The following is a 15273-nucleotide window of genomic DNA, read 5'->3' as shown; positions in this document are numbered from 1 at the left end:
GCACGCGGGACGAGGCGGGCCGGTGCAGGGCGAGCGCGGCGCCGCCGGACACCGGGACGGCGGTCGTCCGGGCGAGCCCGGACGGCCCGGCCGCCGAGGTCGCCGGGGCGTCGGTGCCCACGGCGCGCAGGCTCATGGCCGCGCCGTCCCGGCCTGGAACCCGGACCGGACGGGAGCGGCGCGGCGGCGCGTGCGGGACGGCGGGCGGGACGGCGTCATGGGCGCTTCACCAATCGTGGGGCGGCGTACCCTTCGACGGTAGGCCGCGCGGGCCGGGGCGGCGCGGCCGTGCCCGCCGGTCCGGCCGGAAAACGCCCCCGGCGTGGCCGCATGGGGTCAAGCGCGTTTGGCGGTGATCTCCGTCTCATAGGCGCTGGGGCGACGGGCATCAGGAGCGCGGCGAAACGGCGGACCGTCACCGACCCGCCACGCACGCCGCGGCCGCCCTCGCGGAGCTGGCCGTTTCCGGCCATGACAGCGGCTTAACCGAAGGTGCGCCCGAGTGTCGGGATACGGTCGGCCGCCGTCCGGCGCTCGTCGAGCTCCCTGCGCAGCCGTTCCAGGAACGTGCCGCTCACTCTTCCCGTCCCTCTGGCCAGCCGGCGCAGGTGACGACCTCGAACCCCCGGCTGGGGAACACGGCGTCCATGAAGAAGTCGTGCATCGCCGCGTCGCCATCGGCGCAGCCGTCGCGCAGGACGGTCACCCGGTAGCCGCGGTCGGCCGCGTCGTAGCACGTCGCGGCGACCATCGCGCTGGTCGCGACTCCCGCGACCGCGACCGTGTCGACGCCGCCGGCGCGGAGCACGAGGTCGAGGTCCGTGCCGGCGAACGCGCTGGCGCGGCGCTTGAGCACGACGACGTCCTCTTCGGCGACCGGCAGATCGATCTCCGCTCCGGCCGATCCCTCCAGGAAGGCGTCCCCGGCCTCGTAGAACGACCTGAACATCGCATTGCCCGGCGGGAGGTCGGCCCCATTGGGCCGGAAGGCGAAGTGCACGAACGCGACGAGCGCACCGGCCGCGCGAGCGCGCGGGAGCAGCTCCGTGAGCGGCGGCACGACCTGCCGGGCGAACGGGTAGCCGCTCGTGATGCCCCGCTGGACGTCCCCGATGATCAGTGCTGTGGTCATGACAGGCTCCCGTAGAAGTCGTTCCATCCGCCCTCCCGTGATCAGCAGGACGGCCATCCCGACCACCATCATGATCGCGATGGCCGGCAGCGCGTAGGTGAAGCTGCCGGTCGCGTCCTCGATGCTCCCGGTGAGGTAGGGACCGATGACCCCGCTGAGGTTGCTGACGCAATTGATGAGCGCGATCCCGGACACCGCGGCGGCACCGGTCAGGCTGATGGCCCTGCGGGCCTGGACCCCTCGCGCCACCTCATCGCGGCGCAGTGCTCGCGTCGGCCGGCGCGCGCGTCGTCCAGCGCGCGCCGTAGCTCGACCTCGACGGCTTCGCGGCCGCCGCGCTCGGCCTCCAACTCGGTGACGGAGGCGTCGGCGCGCGCCGGCTGCCTGTCCGCTTCCGCGCGTGCAAGGTCGGCACCGGGCCTCATCCGCCCCGAGGGCCGAACACGGGGCCTCGACCAAGCCCCTCACCAGCCGCCGCCGCCGCGTCTGGCGCAGCTGACCTCCACGGGCCCCGGCCGAGCCGGGGCCCGTGTTTCGGCCCAATGGGTCCGCTGTCGCCCGCCACGGTCCGGTCGGCGCGAGACGGCAGGTCACTCGGGCTCGAGGGCTCGGAAGGCTCTGGCCGGAGGGTCAGCGAGTTGCTTGAGCGGGCTCGCCTTGGGCCTCTGCCGACAGGTCCAGCCAGTCGGACCATGTCTTGAGCCGGTCGGCGTAGGCCTGCTGGAGCATCGGGTAGAAGCCCAGACCGAAGAGCACTCGCAGCGGCGGGTCGTCGGAGTCGACGAGCTTGACCAGTGCCTGGGCCGCGGCGGCGGGGTCGCCGGCGGGCTGCTTCCCGGCGGCCGCGCCGAGGCGTTGGCGGAGACCGTCGTAGGCCGGGTCGGTCCGCGACATGTGGCCGTTGGCGAGCGGGTCGGGGTTCTTGCCGTCCCTGGTGGCGAAGCCGCCGGGCTCGACGATGGTCACCTTGACCCCGAACTCGGCGACCTCGCCGGCGAGTGCTTCGTTCAGCCCCTCCAGGGCCCACTTGGAGGCGTGGTAGGCGCCGCCGAGCGGCATGGCGATGACCCCGGCCGCCGAGGACAACTGGATGATGTGCCCCGCGCGCTGCTCGCGCAGATACGGCAGCGCGGCCTGGACCACCCATACCGCGCCGAACAGGTTGGTCTCCAGTTGGTCGCGCAGTTCCCGCTCGGTCAGCTCTTCGACCGCGCCGATCTGGGCGTAGCCGGCGTTGTTCACGATGACGTCGAGACGGCCGAAGTGCTCCTTGGCCCGCCTCATGCCCTCGAAGACGGCCGCCTTGTCGGTCACGTCCATCTGGAGCGGAAGCACCGCCTCGCCATGGGCGGCGACCAGATCGGCAAGGCCGCCGGTGTTCCGGGCGGTCGCCGCGACCTTGTCGCCGCGGGACAGGGCGGCCTCGACGAAATTGCGGCCGAGGCCGCGGGACGAACCAGTGACGAACCAGACCTTGCTCATGAGGGCCTTCTTCCTTCTATCCGGTGATGTTGCCGCCGGTGATCAGCACCGAGGCGAGCTCTTCTCATCCGCTGAGAGGTGGGCGATGACCTTCCGTTCTTCTGGGCGTTGCCGTTTGAACACCAGACACCGACGCCTCGATCCCTGTAACAGGCCGGGCGGCCATCGACGCCGCCGTCGCCGCGGGTCACTCCCGCCGCCGGATCCGTTTCATGGACGTCGAACGAATCGTGGCCCGCGGCCCGGTGTCGCCGGAGCGGGTGGTGATCCTGCGGCTCACCTGGAGCCGGCGCCTGCTGGTCGTCCACATGGACCCGCGTGATCCGGCCCGCTACGAGATTCGGACCGTCAAGCTGTTTCCGCGGCGGCGATGAACGCCGCCAGTGCGAGATAGATCAGGTTCACTGCCGCGAATCGGAACTCGCTGCGACGGCTGTGAACGACCACGGCGCCGGTCATCAGCAGGACTGCGGCGGTTGCGGATGTCCGGGTCGTGCCGGGTGGTTCAGCCGTCCTCGGCGGGGACGGAGTCGGGGTGGACCAGGTCGCCGAGGTTGCCGACCCTGTCGAAGTGCTGCAGCTTGTCGGGGTTGACGACGGAGTGGATCGTCTGGATGTGGCCGTCGCCGATGTCCAGCCCGATGACCGCGACCAGCAGGTCACGGTTGTCGAACACCAGGGCGCCCGGCTGGCCGTTGACGTTCGTGAGATGGAAGCGCACACCCCCAGCCCGGGCGAGCAGGGGTGCCATCGCCGCCAGGACGCGCGCGACCGGCTGCCGTCCGTTGAGCGGCCGCCCGAGCGCGGGCACTCTGCCGCCGCCGTCCCCGTGCATCGCCACATCCCGGGCCAGCAACTCCTCGAGCGCCGGCAGGTCGCCCTCCTGGACGGCGGCGAAGAAGCGCCCGGCCAGTTGCTGCTGCTGCCGTCGGGTGGCGTGGTAGCGCGGTCGGCGCTGCTGGAGGTGTTTGCGGGCCCGCGCGACCAGGTGCCGCGTGGTGTCCACGTCCGTGCCGATGATCTCGGCGACCTCCCGATACGGGTACTGGAACACCTCGCGCAGCAGGAACGCCGCCCGCTGCTGCGGCGTCAGGGTCTCCAGCAGCACCAGGACGGCCAGCGACAGCGAGTCGGCGGTCTCGGCATGCTCGCCCGGTGACGGATCACCGGCCAGTGGTTCCGGTAGCCACTCGCCTACATACGCCTCCCGCCGCGCCCGTGCCGAGCGCAGCTGGTCGATGGCCAGACGGGTGACCAAGGTGGCGATGTAGGCCCGCGGGGAGGCGATCGCTTCGCCTCCCCGCTGGCTCTGGTGCAGCCGCAGGAATGCCTCCTGTACCACGTCCTCGGCTTCGCTGACGCTGCCGAGCATCTGGTAGGCGATGGCGAAGGCCCGCGGCCGCAGTTCGCCGTACAACTGCGTGGTGGACATGTCGGTCAGCTCAATCCGTCGGTGAAACCGGTGCGCCAGCTCGGGTACCGCGGCTCCCAGCCGAGCTCGCGCTTGGTCTTCTCGGTGGAGATCCCGCGGGCCCGCGTCATCATGTCCACCGCCCCCCTACCGGCCAGCGGCCGGACCAGCCAGGCCGGCACGCGCCACGGTGGTTTCGCGCCGAGCGTCCGGGCAAGGTAGGGCAGCCATTCGCGCAGCGGTACCGGGTCGCCGTCGGCGACATGGTAGATCCCGGGCCTGCCGCGCTCGATGGCCGCGACCGTGGCCGAGGCGGCGTCGGCGATGTGCACCAGCGACCACACCCCGCCGCCGCCACCGACGATCGGGAACCGCCGCTTGCGGATCTGCCGGGTCATGACCGCGTCCGACGCGGCACTGAGACCGGTCCCGGGCCCATAGAAGGCACCGTAGCGAAGCACGATTCCATCGCCCCAGGTGATGCCGGTCACCGCGTCCTCCAAATGACGCAGTGCCGCCACCGCCGGCGCGGCGTCCGCGGGCGGATGCGGCTCGATCCGGCCGCTCTCGTCGGCGACCGGCCCGCCGGTGCGTTCCATCCACATGGCGTTGCTCTGCGCCACGAACGTCCGGACGCCGACCGCACGCGCCGCGGACAGCAGGTGGTCGGTGCCCTCGGTGCGCAGCCGGTTGGTGGCGGCCGCCATTTGTTTCACATTCCGCATGCTCGTCTCTCCGCCCAGCGCGGTGAGCTGATGGACGATCACCTCGGGCTCGGCCTTGGCCACCACGTCGGCCACCGCGTCGGGGTCGAGTGCGTCGAGGACGACCGGCTTGGCGCCCAACGCGTGCAGCATGCCGGTCTTGGCCGCCGAGCGGGTCGTGCCGACGACCTCGTGCCCGCCCTCCACGAGCCGGCTGACGAGGTGCTTGCCGATCGCGCCGGACGCCCCGGCGATGAGGACTTTCATGACGTCTCCGTTCGTCGCTCACCAACAAAGACGGAACGTCCCCGCGACACATGAACGGCAGTAACCCAGATCACACCTGCGCCGACCTGGGCAGTACACACCCGGTGCACCTCGATGCAGCCTGACTTCACCCGTAGCGCAGGCGCAGTGACTCGCGCTCTGCCTCCTCGATCTGCTCCATGGTCAGGCCCGGCAGGCCCGGCCGCGCCAGAGTCACCTCGGCGCTGGTCGGCTGGGCGTCGGTAGGCACCCGCCGCTCAGGTCGCCAGGCATCGGCGCGCATCAGCTACTCCGGGCAGTGCGGATAGACCTGCTCGACAACCACCACGATCGCCGTGACCGGCGGTTAGCCGATCGGCGTGAGTTGGGCGAGCAGCTCCGGGCGCGCCGAGACACAGGCTCGGCCATTGATGCGCAGAGTGGTCGGGCGGCCTGGGATGAGGAGGAGCAGCCCGACACGTACGGTCTGCAGCACGTTGTGCATGGTGTCGAGCCGCTTGTTGCCGGTCGAGTCGGGGATCGCCAAGGTCCGCTCGTCCAGTACCGAGACGAACCCGGCCGGGCCGCCGCGCGACGACACATTCGCCCGGCCCTCGGCGTCCGCGCTGCAGATGAACACCAGCGAGGAAAAGCCGATCAGCGCCCAGGCATCCTCGGTCAGACGGTCGGTCTCCTTGCGGAGCCTCAGCGCCGATCATCATACGGACGACCCTGAAAGACGGTTGCGGCCCGCAAGGTGGGCGAGGGCTGACACCGCATCAGCCCTTGGACTTCAGTGGGCCGCCCCCGATCTCCAGGGTGGATTCGCGCGTACGCATCGTCGCGTCGGGAAGCGGGGCATGCTCAAATGGACGCTGCCTGAAGAAGGTGATGATGTGGGCTGGCCGCCCAGCTGGCTGGTGCTGGCGACACGGCGGCGACATCCGAGCGAGCATCGAGCTGACACGCGGGCATTTCGGGCGTGGATCTTGAGCTGTAAGCGTGCGTTTATGCAGGTGGGGGTGGTGTGCCCGGCAGGATTCGAACCCGCGTGCCAAGTCCAGTGGGCGGCCACGCTCGTTTTCTCGGTGCTCGAAGTCGTCGAAGTCGACTCGTTGAGTTAGAGCGCCCCTCCGTGGCGTGCCTTTCACCATGGTTCGCTGCGTGCACTCTTCGCCTGGTTTTCGTTGTGCACGGTGCCTCATTTGACCGGTCAAACGGAAAAACGCGCATGCGTGGCCTGGTTCGTGCGGGTCAGTGATTTGGTTAGGAGATGGTTCGAGGCCAGAGAGCGCGACGATCTTCCCGCGCTGGTCGGCCCGCGCCCGCGGGGATGGCGCTGGTCGAGTGGTCAGCCGCCGTTCGGATCCCACCACATCAGCCACACCGGCGGGCAGCCGCGGCCCGGCATGGCGAGCTCCCGCGTCACCCGGAACCCGAACCTCTCGTAGTACGGGACGTTCCCTCTTCTCGTTTGTCAAGGGTTCTTTGGGCTGCACACGGCGCATGGTCACAGCCAGCAGCCGGCATCCGGACGTGCGCGGGGCAGCCACCCTCTCAACCCGGTCCGCATGGGCAACCGGGGAACGCGCTAGATGTAGTGACCACGAACGTTGTTGACGACTGAGGGTGGTTGAGCAAGAGGAAGACCTCCGGTGTGGTGGAGGTGTCGAATCTGCACCGCACGGAGGTCTTCGTGGTCCACCGTAACGCCCGGCTGACCGCTCACGGGCGCCGTCTGCTGGTCGAGCGAGTCGGTTCGGGCCGCCCGGTCGCGCACGTCGCGGCCGCGATGGCGAGCTGCGCGTCCCGCCGTGAAGGGCAAGGGCAAGGTCATGTAACTCGGACAGCACCAGGACTTACCGCTAAGCGCTGCACTCAGCCTCCCCGAAGGCCTAGAGCTGCTGGGCGTGTCCGCTGGCGATCTGGACGCCTGCCAGATTCCAGCTGTAGGGGTAGGCGTGATCCCAGTGCCTGAAGTCCTCTTGGTCCTGGTAGGGGATCAGCCATTGCCGAGGCCGTTCAGCTCGCCGGTGGCGATGATCAGCAGCGGATTCATCCCGGCGCCGCAGGCGGGGCAGGACTGGGAACCGGATCGATGAATCCCCAGTTCGGCCGGCCGCCGGTCTTCCAGTCGGGAGCGGTGGACAGCTCAAGGAGGTAAAACTCCCGCGGCTCGGTGTCGTCCGGATCAACGCCTGCCGGCGGTGCGTGGCCCGGCCCGCCGCCCTCACCCCTCAACGGACGCGCAGTCCGAGGGTCTTTGATGTGGCGATGACGGTGTCCTCGTCGAGGAACTGCTCGTAGGAGACCTTCGCCTCGCCATAGTAGGCGGCTGTGTAGCCATGTTCGATGTCGAAGGTGAAATCCATCGCCTCCCCGGGAGCCGCAACGGGTCGCCAGTCCACGAATCCGGTGTTGCCTATGGTCAACTTCACCTGCACGACATGGTCCACCGCCATGCCCGGATCCGCTGGGACCCGCACGGTGATCCCCTCGATGACGTCGGTGTCCAGGAGACCGCCGACGGCCTCCACAACGATGGGCGCGGCCAAGGTGGCGGACTCGTCGGGGTCTTCGGCGGGCGCCGGGACGGCGTAAGGGTCCGCAAGGTGAAGGCCGCTGTCGCGCAGCGCGGCGCAGAGGTCCCGGACCTCCTGCAAGAACGCCGGATAGTCCTCGCCGAACGTGGCCACGCCGGCCGACACCGCTTCCACGGCCCCCGTGAGCGCGTGCGGATCGCCTGCGCGCAAGACGGCGGGTAGCGCCATGTGAGGCTGCGATATCCGCGCCGGCTCCGAGCGCTCCGCCCGGGTGAACACGGTGACGGCTTCGGTCTCCCTTCCCTCGACCGGAGACCGCGTCGGCTCGTGCCGCGGCGGCGGCACCGCCTCGCCAACCGTCCGGTCCGGGGCGTCCGGGTCGGCGAGCAGGGCCCGCACCGCGTCGGCCCGGTCGTCGAAGGGGAAGGGCAGTGCCCGTCCCTGCGCGAGTGCGGCCAGCGCCGGGGCGACCCACGCGAGATCGGCGAGACCGGCCTCGGTCGCGGCGCGGCGAGCCGCGAACTCGGCGATCCCGCGCTGGACACCGGGGCCTGCCGCGTCCATCTCGTGCACGAGGTCGGCGTCATAACGCGCCAGGGACAGCGCTTGCGGCACCGCCCGCAAGGTGGCGGTCGGCAACCGGCCTCCCCACTCCAGCCGCTCGGCCTCGCGGAGCTTTTCGAGGTGGGCGCGCTTGCGTCCGGCGGGGGTCGCATCTTCGACCGCGGCGGGAGCCGCCTCGGCACGCTCGGCCTTGATCCTCCCGAGGACCCTGGGCCGGCCCGGAGCCTTCGGGGCGGGCCGGTGGTCGGCGGGGAAGAGTTGGAAGTCGATGACGACGCGGCCCACCCGGCCGTCGTCTGTGCGGCCGATCCAGACGGGGTAGGAGCCGTCGCCCTGACCGGCTCTGAAGGCGATGAGGTTCGGCTCGGGCTCTGGAGCGTCCAGTTCCGTCGTGAAGGAGCCGTCGCCGTCGAGGCGTTCGATCAGGCCGTCGAACTCTTCCTCGCTCACCGTCCGGGCCGCGTCGAGGAACGCCGCCGTTCCGGCGTCCACACCGACCCCGTAGAACTGGCCCTCGCCGAGCAGTCCCGGATCCTCACCGGGCTTCAGGGCCATCTCCCACTGGCGGGGCGGGGCGGCCAGAAGGGTCACCCGGGCCGCGGCGACACGCGTCCCACCCGCCGTGCGCATCAGCGACACCGTGACCGGGAACTCGCCCGGCGGCACGGCGACGGTCCGCAACGGTTCGGTGATCCAGCCGGGATCCGAGACGGCCAGCCGCCCGGACGGGACCCGCAACGACCCGGCGTCGATGACCTCGATGGCGACCGGACCGTCCGGGGTGTCGCACGGGCCCGAAGTGAACAACCGCTCGATGCCGGTCGCACGCAGCGGCCCCCGCCCCCCGCCCGCCGCCGGCTCGTTCAGGACCACCGACGCGGCGGGCTCGTGGTCCTGCTCGGTGAGGAAGCGGACGAAAACCTGCCAGTCGCCGAACTCCGGTTCGGGGCAGAGGAAGCCCTCGACGGGAGCCGAGATCCGGCGCACCTCGGCGTCCCCGGCCCCAGCGGACTCAGACCTGATCTCGACCCGCCCGTCGGCCGACACGGTCGCGGTCTCCTGGACGTCCCACTTGCGGGACGAATGCCGCGCCTCGCTGGAGAACCGCCAGCGGACGTTCTGGAAGACCCGCAGGACCCCCACGCGGTGGCGCTTGAAGTCGATCATCTGCGTGCACTGGGCCGCGTCGTCGAACTGGTATACGCGCCACATGCGGTCCGGCCAGAACTCGATCAGCGCCAGCGGCCGGTCCCCAGCGGCCAGCAGCACCGCGTAGCCCCGCCCGGCGGCATGCCTGCGCGCCGCGACCGCACGCGACATCGGTTCCGGATGGGCCGCCCCCTTCCAGGAACCCCACATCTCGCCGTACGACACATCAAGGCTGTCGAAGAACACGGGCTCACACCTCCTGTAGCGGCAGACGTTAACGCCCCCCGGCCGACATTTCGGACCGGCCCCCGCTCCCGAACATGTCCCCAGCCACCAGGTAGCCGAGTGAGGGGTCACGGTTGCGGTTCATGATCGTCAGGAGTGGGTGTGTCAACTCAACGGCTGATCTTGGTTGTCAGCGGGTCGGTGGGTGGCTGGGGTGAGGCGGCCCTCGAAGGCGATCTGGAAGGCGTTCAAGGGTGCCTTCCAGCGCATGGTCCACCGCTTGCGGCCCTTGCCGGTCGGGTCCAACGACATCAGCGCCATGTAGATGCACTTCATGGCGGCGGCCTCGTTGGGGAAGTGCCCGCGGCGCGGACGGCTTTGCGTATCCGCGCGTTGACCGACTCGATGGCGTTGGTGGAGCAGATCACCTTGCGGATCTCGACATCGAAGGACAGGAACGGGACGAACTCGCTCCAGGCGTCTTCCCCCAGCTTCACGATCGCCCGGTACTTGGTGCCCCACGCCTCGGTGAACTCCATGAACCGCTCCAGGGCCGCATCGTCGTTCGGGGCCGTGTAGACGGGCTTGAGCGCCTGGGCGATCTTGTCCCAGTCCTGCCGCGCCGCGTAGCGGAAGGAGTTGCGCAGCAAGTGCACGATGCATGTCTGGACCACGGTGCGGGGCCAGACGGTCTCGACCGCATCGGGCAGGCCCTTCAGCCCGTCACAGACCAGCGTGAGGACGTCGTCCAGGCCGCGGTTCTTCAACTCGGTGAACACGTGCAACCGGTACTTGGCGCCCTCCCCGCCGTCGCCCGCCCAGATCCCCGGGATGTCGCAGTGACCGTCCACTGTCACCGCCATCACGACGTAGACCGGGCGGTTGGCGACCTGCCCGTCCCGGATCTTGACGTTGATGGCGTCCACGAACAGCGCGGGGTATACACGGTCCAGCGGCCGGTTCTGCCATTCGGCCATGCCGTCCATGACCTTGCCGGTGATGGTCGAGATCGTCTGTTTGGACACCTGCGCCCCGTAGACCTCGGCCAGGTGCGCGGAGATCTCCCCGTGAGTCCCTTCGCGCTCAGCGACAGCACCATCTCATCCACGCCGGTCAGACGGCGCTGACGCTTGCGGACGATCTGCGGCTCGAAGGTGCCGGCGGTATCACGGGCACCTTGACCTCCACCGGGCCCACGTCGGTCAGCACGGTCTTGGCCCGCGATCCGTCGCGGCTGTTGCCGCTGCCCCGGCCCGCCGCGTCGTGCTTGTCATAGCCGACGTGGTCGGTGATCTCGCCCTCCAGGGCCGACTCCAGCACCCGCTTGGTTAGCCGCTGCAGCAGCCCGCCTTCCCGGTCGGCTGCAGCCCTTGGGTCCGAGCACGCTCCACCAGCATCGAGATCGACTGCTCGTCCGAGGCCACGCTCGACGGCCCCTGAACTGGCTGCTCCCCGGACTCGCCCGCAACGACGGTGTCGGTCACCTGGCGTCTCCTTGATCATCGGATCCGCCGTTCATTGGACACTCCCATCAACATGGTTAGTAGGTCGTTTGCTGTTTGGTATCGCATGGCATGCCTTTGTTTCTGGACGGCGTTTCAGTGGGCAGCTCGGGGTAGGGGATCCGGTAATACAGCTGCAGTAGGGCGAATTTTCGGTGTGCCGGGTGGTTGGAGGTGCAAGGATTTGCCGCGTGCTGAGCAGGTCACTGATCCGGTGACCTATCACGGCGAGGGGCCGGTCTGGTCGTCGCGCTGGGGAGAGTTGCGGTGGGTGGACATGCTGGCCGGTGATGTGATGTCGCTGGGGGCCGATGGAACGGTCGGCCGGCGGCATGTCGGCGGTGTCGCGGCCGCGCTGCGTCCCCGGCGTGACGGGGGTGCGGTCATCGCGGTCGAGCGGGGTTTCGCGCTCGAGGACGCCGACGGCGCGATGACGTTCCTGCCGGAACTGTGGGGCGATGAGGGCGTCCGTATGAACGACGGGGGCTGCGATCCGGAGGGCCGTTTCTACTGCGGTTCCATGGCCTATGGCAAGACGCCGGGTGCGGGTGCTCTCTACCGGCTCGATCCGAATGGTTCGACGGTCGTGGTGTTGGACGGCGTGACGATTTCGAACGGGCTGGATTGGAGCCCGGATGGACGCTTGGTGTACTACGTCGACACGGCTGCACAAGAGGTCGCGGTATTCGACTTCGACGGGGCGAAGGGTTTGACCGGGGGGCGGACGTTCGCGTCGATCCCTCCCGAGGACGGTGCTCCGGACGGCCTGACCGTTGACGCGGAGGGCGGGGTGTGGGTCGCGTTGAATCAGGGCGGGGCCGTGCGCCGGTATACGCCGGGTGGGGTCCTGGATGAGGTGGTGGAGGTGCCGGTGCGGGGAGTCACCGCATGCGCCTTCGGTGGTCCGGACTTGGACGAGCTTTTCATCTCCACTTCCCGCGAGGGCCTTCCTCCCGGCGACGATTCGGCCGCCGGGTCGCTCTTCCGGGCGATGGCAGGAGTGAAGGGCAGCCCGGTACGCGAGTTCGCGGGTTGATCGCCATCGCCCGTCCGGGCCGGTTCCGTCCTGCGCCTACTGCTCCCTGGGGGCAGGTCCGCTGGAACCGGCTGGATACTCCTCGAGAGGCACGAGGTCGTCGGACCAGGCGGACATGACCGGGGCGAGGACCCGCCATGCCTCTTCGGCTTCGTCGCCCCGGATGGATAGGGCGGCGTCGCCCCGCAGGACGTCCAGGAGCAGCCGGCCGTAGGCGGGCAGGTCGGCGGGCTCCATCTGGGCGGTCATGGTGAGAGGCGTGAGGGTCTGCGGACCGGGGCCGATTCCGGTGAGCGCCAGGGTCACGCTCTCCGGGTCGAGCCCGAAGCGGAGCACGTTGGGCACGGCCTCCCCGCTGTGGCCGAAGGGCAGGTGGGGGACGGGCCGGAAGCGGACCGCGACCTCCTTGCGGTCGTTCTCGAGCGCCTTGCCGGTGCGGAGCCGGAAGGTGGTGCCGGACCAGCGCCAGCTGTCCAGTTGCAGTTCCACCTCGGCGAAGGTCTCGGTGCGTCCCTGCGGGTCCACGCCGTCCTCGTCGACGTAGGCGGGAACCCTGCGGTCGCCGATGCGGCCGGCGAGATAGCGCGCCCGGCGGGTGCGGCGCAGGACGTCCTCGTAGGTGAGCGGGCGCACCGAGCGCAGCACATCGATCTTCCGGTCGCGGAGGTCGCGCTCGCTGAGGCTGAGCGGGGGCTCCATGGCCACCAGGCACAGCACTTGGAGGAGGTGGTTCTGCACCATGTCCTTGAGCGCCCCGACTCCGTCGTAGTAGCCGGCCCTGTCCTCCAGGGTGAGGGACTCGTCCCACACGATCTCTATCTCGGCGATGTGCGCGCTGTTCCAGAGCGGTTCGAGCACGCGGTTGGCCAGGCGGCTGCCGAGCAGGTTCTGGACGGTGGTCATGGCCAGGAAGTGGTCGACGCGGAACACCGCCTGCTCGGGGACGACCTCGGACAGCAGCCGGTTCAACTCCTGCGCGTCGGCCAGGTTCTCGCCGAAGGGCTTCTCCAGGACGAGCCGGCTGCCCGGCGGGAGGCCCGCGCCGCGCACGGCCGTGACGGCGCCGGGGAACACCGCCGGGGGGAGGGCGAAATAGAGTGCGACCGGCCCGTGACCGGCGATGAGGGAGGCGAGATCGGCGGGGTCGGTGGCGTCGGCCCGCCGGAAGCGGGTGGCCCGGGCGACCCAGCTCCTGGCGTCGGCGGGCGACGAGCTCGCGTGCCGGTCGAGCTGCTCGGCCGCCCAGCCGCGGAAGCCCTCGTCGTCCCATTCCTTCCTGTCGGCGCAGGTGAGCTGGAATCCGTCGCCGAGGTGCCCGGCCGCGCGCAGGGCGGCCAGACCGGGCAGGAGATAGCGGGCGTTGAGGTCGCCGGTGGCGCCGAAGACGACGAGTCGTTCGATCATCCTGTCCGCCCTTCCCTCGCCCGGGCGAGCGTGACGCCGCTGGCGATGACCCCGATGTGGCTGAACGCCTGGGGGAAGTTGCCCATGAACGTCCCTGAGGACGGGTCGATCTGCTCGGGCAGCAACCCGAGTGGACTGGCCCGGGAGCACAGCGAGGCGTACAGGTCCTCGGCCTGCTCGGTCCGGCCCTGCAGCGCGAGGTTCTCGACCAGCCAGAAGCTGCACAGCAGGAAGGCGCCCTCGTCGCCGGCGAGGCCGTCGGGCGACTGGTCGTGCAGGTAGCGGTACAGCAGGCCGTCGCCGGCGGACAGGCGTTCGGCGACCGCCGCGGTGGTGGCGGTCATCCGCGGGTGGTCGGCCGGGACGACCTTCCGCAGGGGGAGTGCGAGAAGGCTGGCGTCCAGCCCTCCGCCGCCGTCGAGGTGTTCGCTCAGGCTCTGCGCGTCCTCGTCCCAGGAGCGTTCCAGGATCTGCCGGCGCAGCTCTTCGGCCGCGTTGCGCCAGGTGTCGAGCGGTCCGGGCAGGCCGAGCCGTTCGCCGATGGACGCGGCGCGGTCCAGCGCCACCTGGCACATCGCGGCCGAGTACGTGAAGACCCGGCCCTCGCTCCGCACCTCCCATATGCCCTGGTCCGGCCGGCGCCACGCGCTCTGCGCGGTCTCGGCCAGCTCGGCCAGCCGGGACCACAGGGCGGGCTGCAGATCGCCGCCGGCACGGAGCCACTGGTCGGCGCAGTCCAGGACCTCACCGTAGATGTCGTGCTGGCGCTGGTCGGCGGCGCCGTTGCCCCACCGTACGGGAGCGGACCGCCGGTAGCCTTCCAGGCCGGCGTCCTGGACCTCATCGGGGACGGGATCACCGCCCAGGGTGTACATGATCCGCGGCCGCGGGGTGCTCTCGAAAGCGTCCAGGACCCAGCCGAGGAAGGCGTCCGCCTCGTAGCCGAACCCGACGCGGCGCAACGCGAACACGGTGAAGGCCGCGTCTCGGATCCAGGCGTAGCGGTAGTCCCAGTTGCGGACCCCGCCGATCGGCGCGGGCAGCGAGGACGTGGGCGCCGCCACCAGCGAGCCGTTGATCCAGTCGTCGCACAGCTTCAACGTGATCGCGGCACGCCGGACCAGCGGCTCCTGCGGACCGGCGTAACCGAAGTTCCGCATCCACCGGCGCCATGCCTCGGCGGTCTCCCGCAGCACCGCGTCGGGTTCGAACCGGTGGTGGCGATGGACGCGGCCCCAGGAGAGCGTCACGGCGAGACGATCGCCCTGTTCCAGGTCGTGCACGGTGTCCAGGCCGGCAAGCGGCCGGTTGGCGCGCAGGTGCAGCCGCAGGTCCCGCCGCCTGGGCGCCTGCACCTCCAAGCCGCTGGCGAGGGCCCGGGTCTGCGCGCCGCCCCAGGGTTGCAGTTCCGTTCGCAGGCGGACGGTCCCGTCAAGGACGACAGCGGACCGGACGAGCTCGGCCCGGCTCCCGCCCGCGTCGTCCGACAGGTCCGCGTCCGCGCGGAGCCCCAGCGCGTCGGTGACCCTGACCAGGCCGGTCGGGCCGCGCATCTCGGTCACCAGCACCGCGGTGTCGGGCTCGTAATACTGGCGGGCCTCCCGGAGATCGTCCACCGTGAGAGCGAAATGGCCGCCGCGTTCGTGATCTAGGAGGCCGCACAGCAGCGGGTCGCTGTCGAATCGGGGCAGGCACAACCACGGAATCGAGCCGTCCGGACCGACGAGCGCCGCCGTCGTGCCGTCCCCGATCAGGCCCAGATCCTCCAACCGGTGGTAGCCGTCCGGGCGGCGGACCGGCCGGAACGGCGGATCCGGATCGAGCATGGCGAACTCCTCCTCAATTCCGTCCGGGCGTCGGGCCGGTCCGAGGGCC

At 70.3% G+C, this 15273-nt stretch carries 11 protein-coding genes and 2 pseudogenes; 3 read left to right on the top strand and 10 right to left on the bottom strand.

Annotated elements, in window-relative coordinates; all coding sequences use genetic code 11:
* Positions 1-574 precede the first annotated feature (574 nt).
* Together ABZ914_RS16305 and ABZ914_RS16300 are read right to left on the bottom strand one after the other, a co-directional pair.
* Positions 575-1381, bottom strand: a complete 807-nt coding sequence (locus ABZ914_RS16305) for a cysteine hydrolase family protein (RefSeq protein WP_500193698.1) — start codon at positions 1379-1381, stop codon at positions 575-577.
* Positions 1382-1762: 381 nt separating this feature from the next.
* Positions 1763-2614 carry an SDR family NAD(P)-dependent oxidoreductase gene (locus tag ABZ914_RS16300; protein ID WP_500193697.1) on the bottom strand — a complete coding sequence of 284 codons (852 nt, stop codon included), beginning with the start codon at positions 2612-2614 and terminating at the stop codon, positions 1763-1765.
* A gap of 212 nt (positions 2615-2826) precedes the next feature.
* Between ABZ914_RS16300 and ABZ914_RS16295 the strand changes: the two genes are divergently transcribed.
* A complete protein-coding gene (locus tag ABZ914_RS16295; protein WP_500193696.1) occupies positions 2827-2988 on the top strand; it encodes a hypothetical protein in 162 nt (53 codons plus the stop codon).
* 131 nt (positions 2989-3119) lie between these two features.
* Here the strand turns inward: ABZ914_RS16295 and ABZ914_RS16290 are convergent, their stop codons facing one another.
* The 4 genes from ABZ914_RS16290 to ABZ914_RS16275 form a co-directional block, all read right to left on the bottom strand.
* On the bottom strand, positions 3120-4046 hold the full coding sequence (locus tag ABZ914_RS16290) for an RNA polymerase sigma-70 factor (RefSeq protein WP_500193695.1): 927 nt from the start codon (positions 4044-4046) through the stop codon (positions 3120-3122).
* A gap of 5 nt (positions 4047-4051) precedes the next feature.
* The gene (locus ABZ914_RS16285) at positions 4052-4996 is read right to left on the bottom strand and encodes an NAD-dependent epimerase/dehydratase family protein (RefSeq protein ID WP_500193694.1); all 945 of its coding nucleotides are present in this window, start codon (positions 4994-4996) and stop codon (positions 4052-4054) included.
* 127 nt (positions 4997-5123) lie between these two features.
* Positions 5124-5279 (bottom strand): hypothetical protein, encoded by a 156-nt coding sequence (locus ABZ914_RS16280; protein ID WP_500193693.1) that lies wholly within the window; start codon positions 5277-5279, stop codon positions 5124-5126.
* 63 nt (positions 5280-5342) lie between these two features.
* Entirely contained in the window at positions 5343-5633 is a 291-nt protein-coding gene (locus ABZ914_RS16275; protein WP_500193700.1) for a pyridoxamine 5'-phosphate oxidase family protein, read from the bottom strand.
* A 1038-nt stretch (positions 5634-6671) separates the two neighbouring features.
* Between ABZ914_RS16275 and ABZ914_RS16270 the strand changes: the two are divergent.
* Positions 6672-6770 (top strand): annotated as a pseudogene (locus ABZ914_RS16270) (IS481 family transposase); the annotation flags it as partial.
* A gap of 442 nt (positions 6771-7212) precedes the next feature.
* Here the strand turns inward: ABZ914_RS16270 and ABZ914_RS16265 are convergent.
* Positions 7213-9588, bottom strand: coding sequence for a DUF4241 domain-containing protein (locus ABZ914_RS16265; protein WP_500193692.1), 2376 nt, complete (start codon positions 9586-9588; stop codon positions 7213-7215).
* A 33-nt stretch (positions 9589-9621) separates the two neighbouring features.
* Positions 9622-10853: pseudogene (locus ABZ914_RS16260) on the bottom strand (IS256 family transposase).
* A gap of 289 nt (positions 10854-11142) precedes the next feature.
* Between ABZ914_RS16260 and ABZ914_RS16255 the strand changes: the two are divergent.
* Positions 11143-11994 carry an SMP-30/gluconolactonase/LRE family protein gene (locus ABZ914_RS16255; RefSeq protein ID WP_500193691.1) on the top strand — a complete coding sequence of 284 codons (852 nt, stop codon included), beginning with the start codon at positions 11143-11145 and terminating at the stop codon, positions 11992-11994.
* 36 nt (positions 11995-12030) lie between these two features.
* On the opposite strand, the gene ABZ914_RS16250 is transcribed toward ABZ914_RS16255, so the two are convergent.
* Both ABZ914_RS16250 and ABZ914_RS16245 read right to left on the bottom strand, forming a co-directional pair.
* Positions 12031-13398, bottom strand: a complete 1368-nt coding sequence (locus ABZ914_RS16250; protein ID WP_500193690.1) for a glucose-6-phosphate dehydrogenase — start codon at positions 13396-13398, stop codon at positions 12031-12033.
* The gene (locus ABZ914_RS16245) at positions 13395-15224 is read right to left on the bottom strand and encodes a glycoside hydrolase family 15 protein (RefSeq protein ID WP_500193689.1); all 1830 of its coding nucleotides are present in this window, start codon (positions 15222-15224) and stop codon (positions 13395-13397) included. Before ABZ914_RS16245 ends, ABZ914_RS16250 begins: the two co-directional genes overlap by 4 nt.
* Positions 15225-15273: the final 49 nt, after the last annotated feature.

Source organism: Spirillospora sp. NPDC046719 (assembly GCF_040645715.1).
In the GTDB taxonomy this organism is placed as follows: Bacteria; Actinomycetota; Actinomycetes; order Streptosporangiales; family Streptosporangiaceae; genus Spirillospora.
This window is presented reverse-complemented; position numbering and strand designations above follow the sequence as displayed.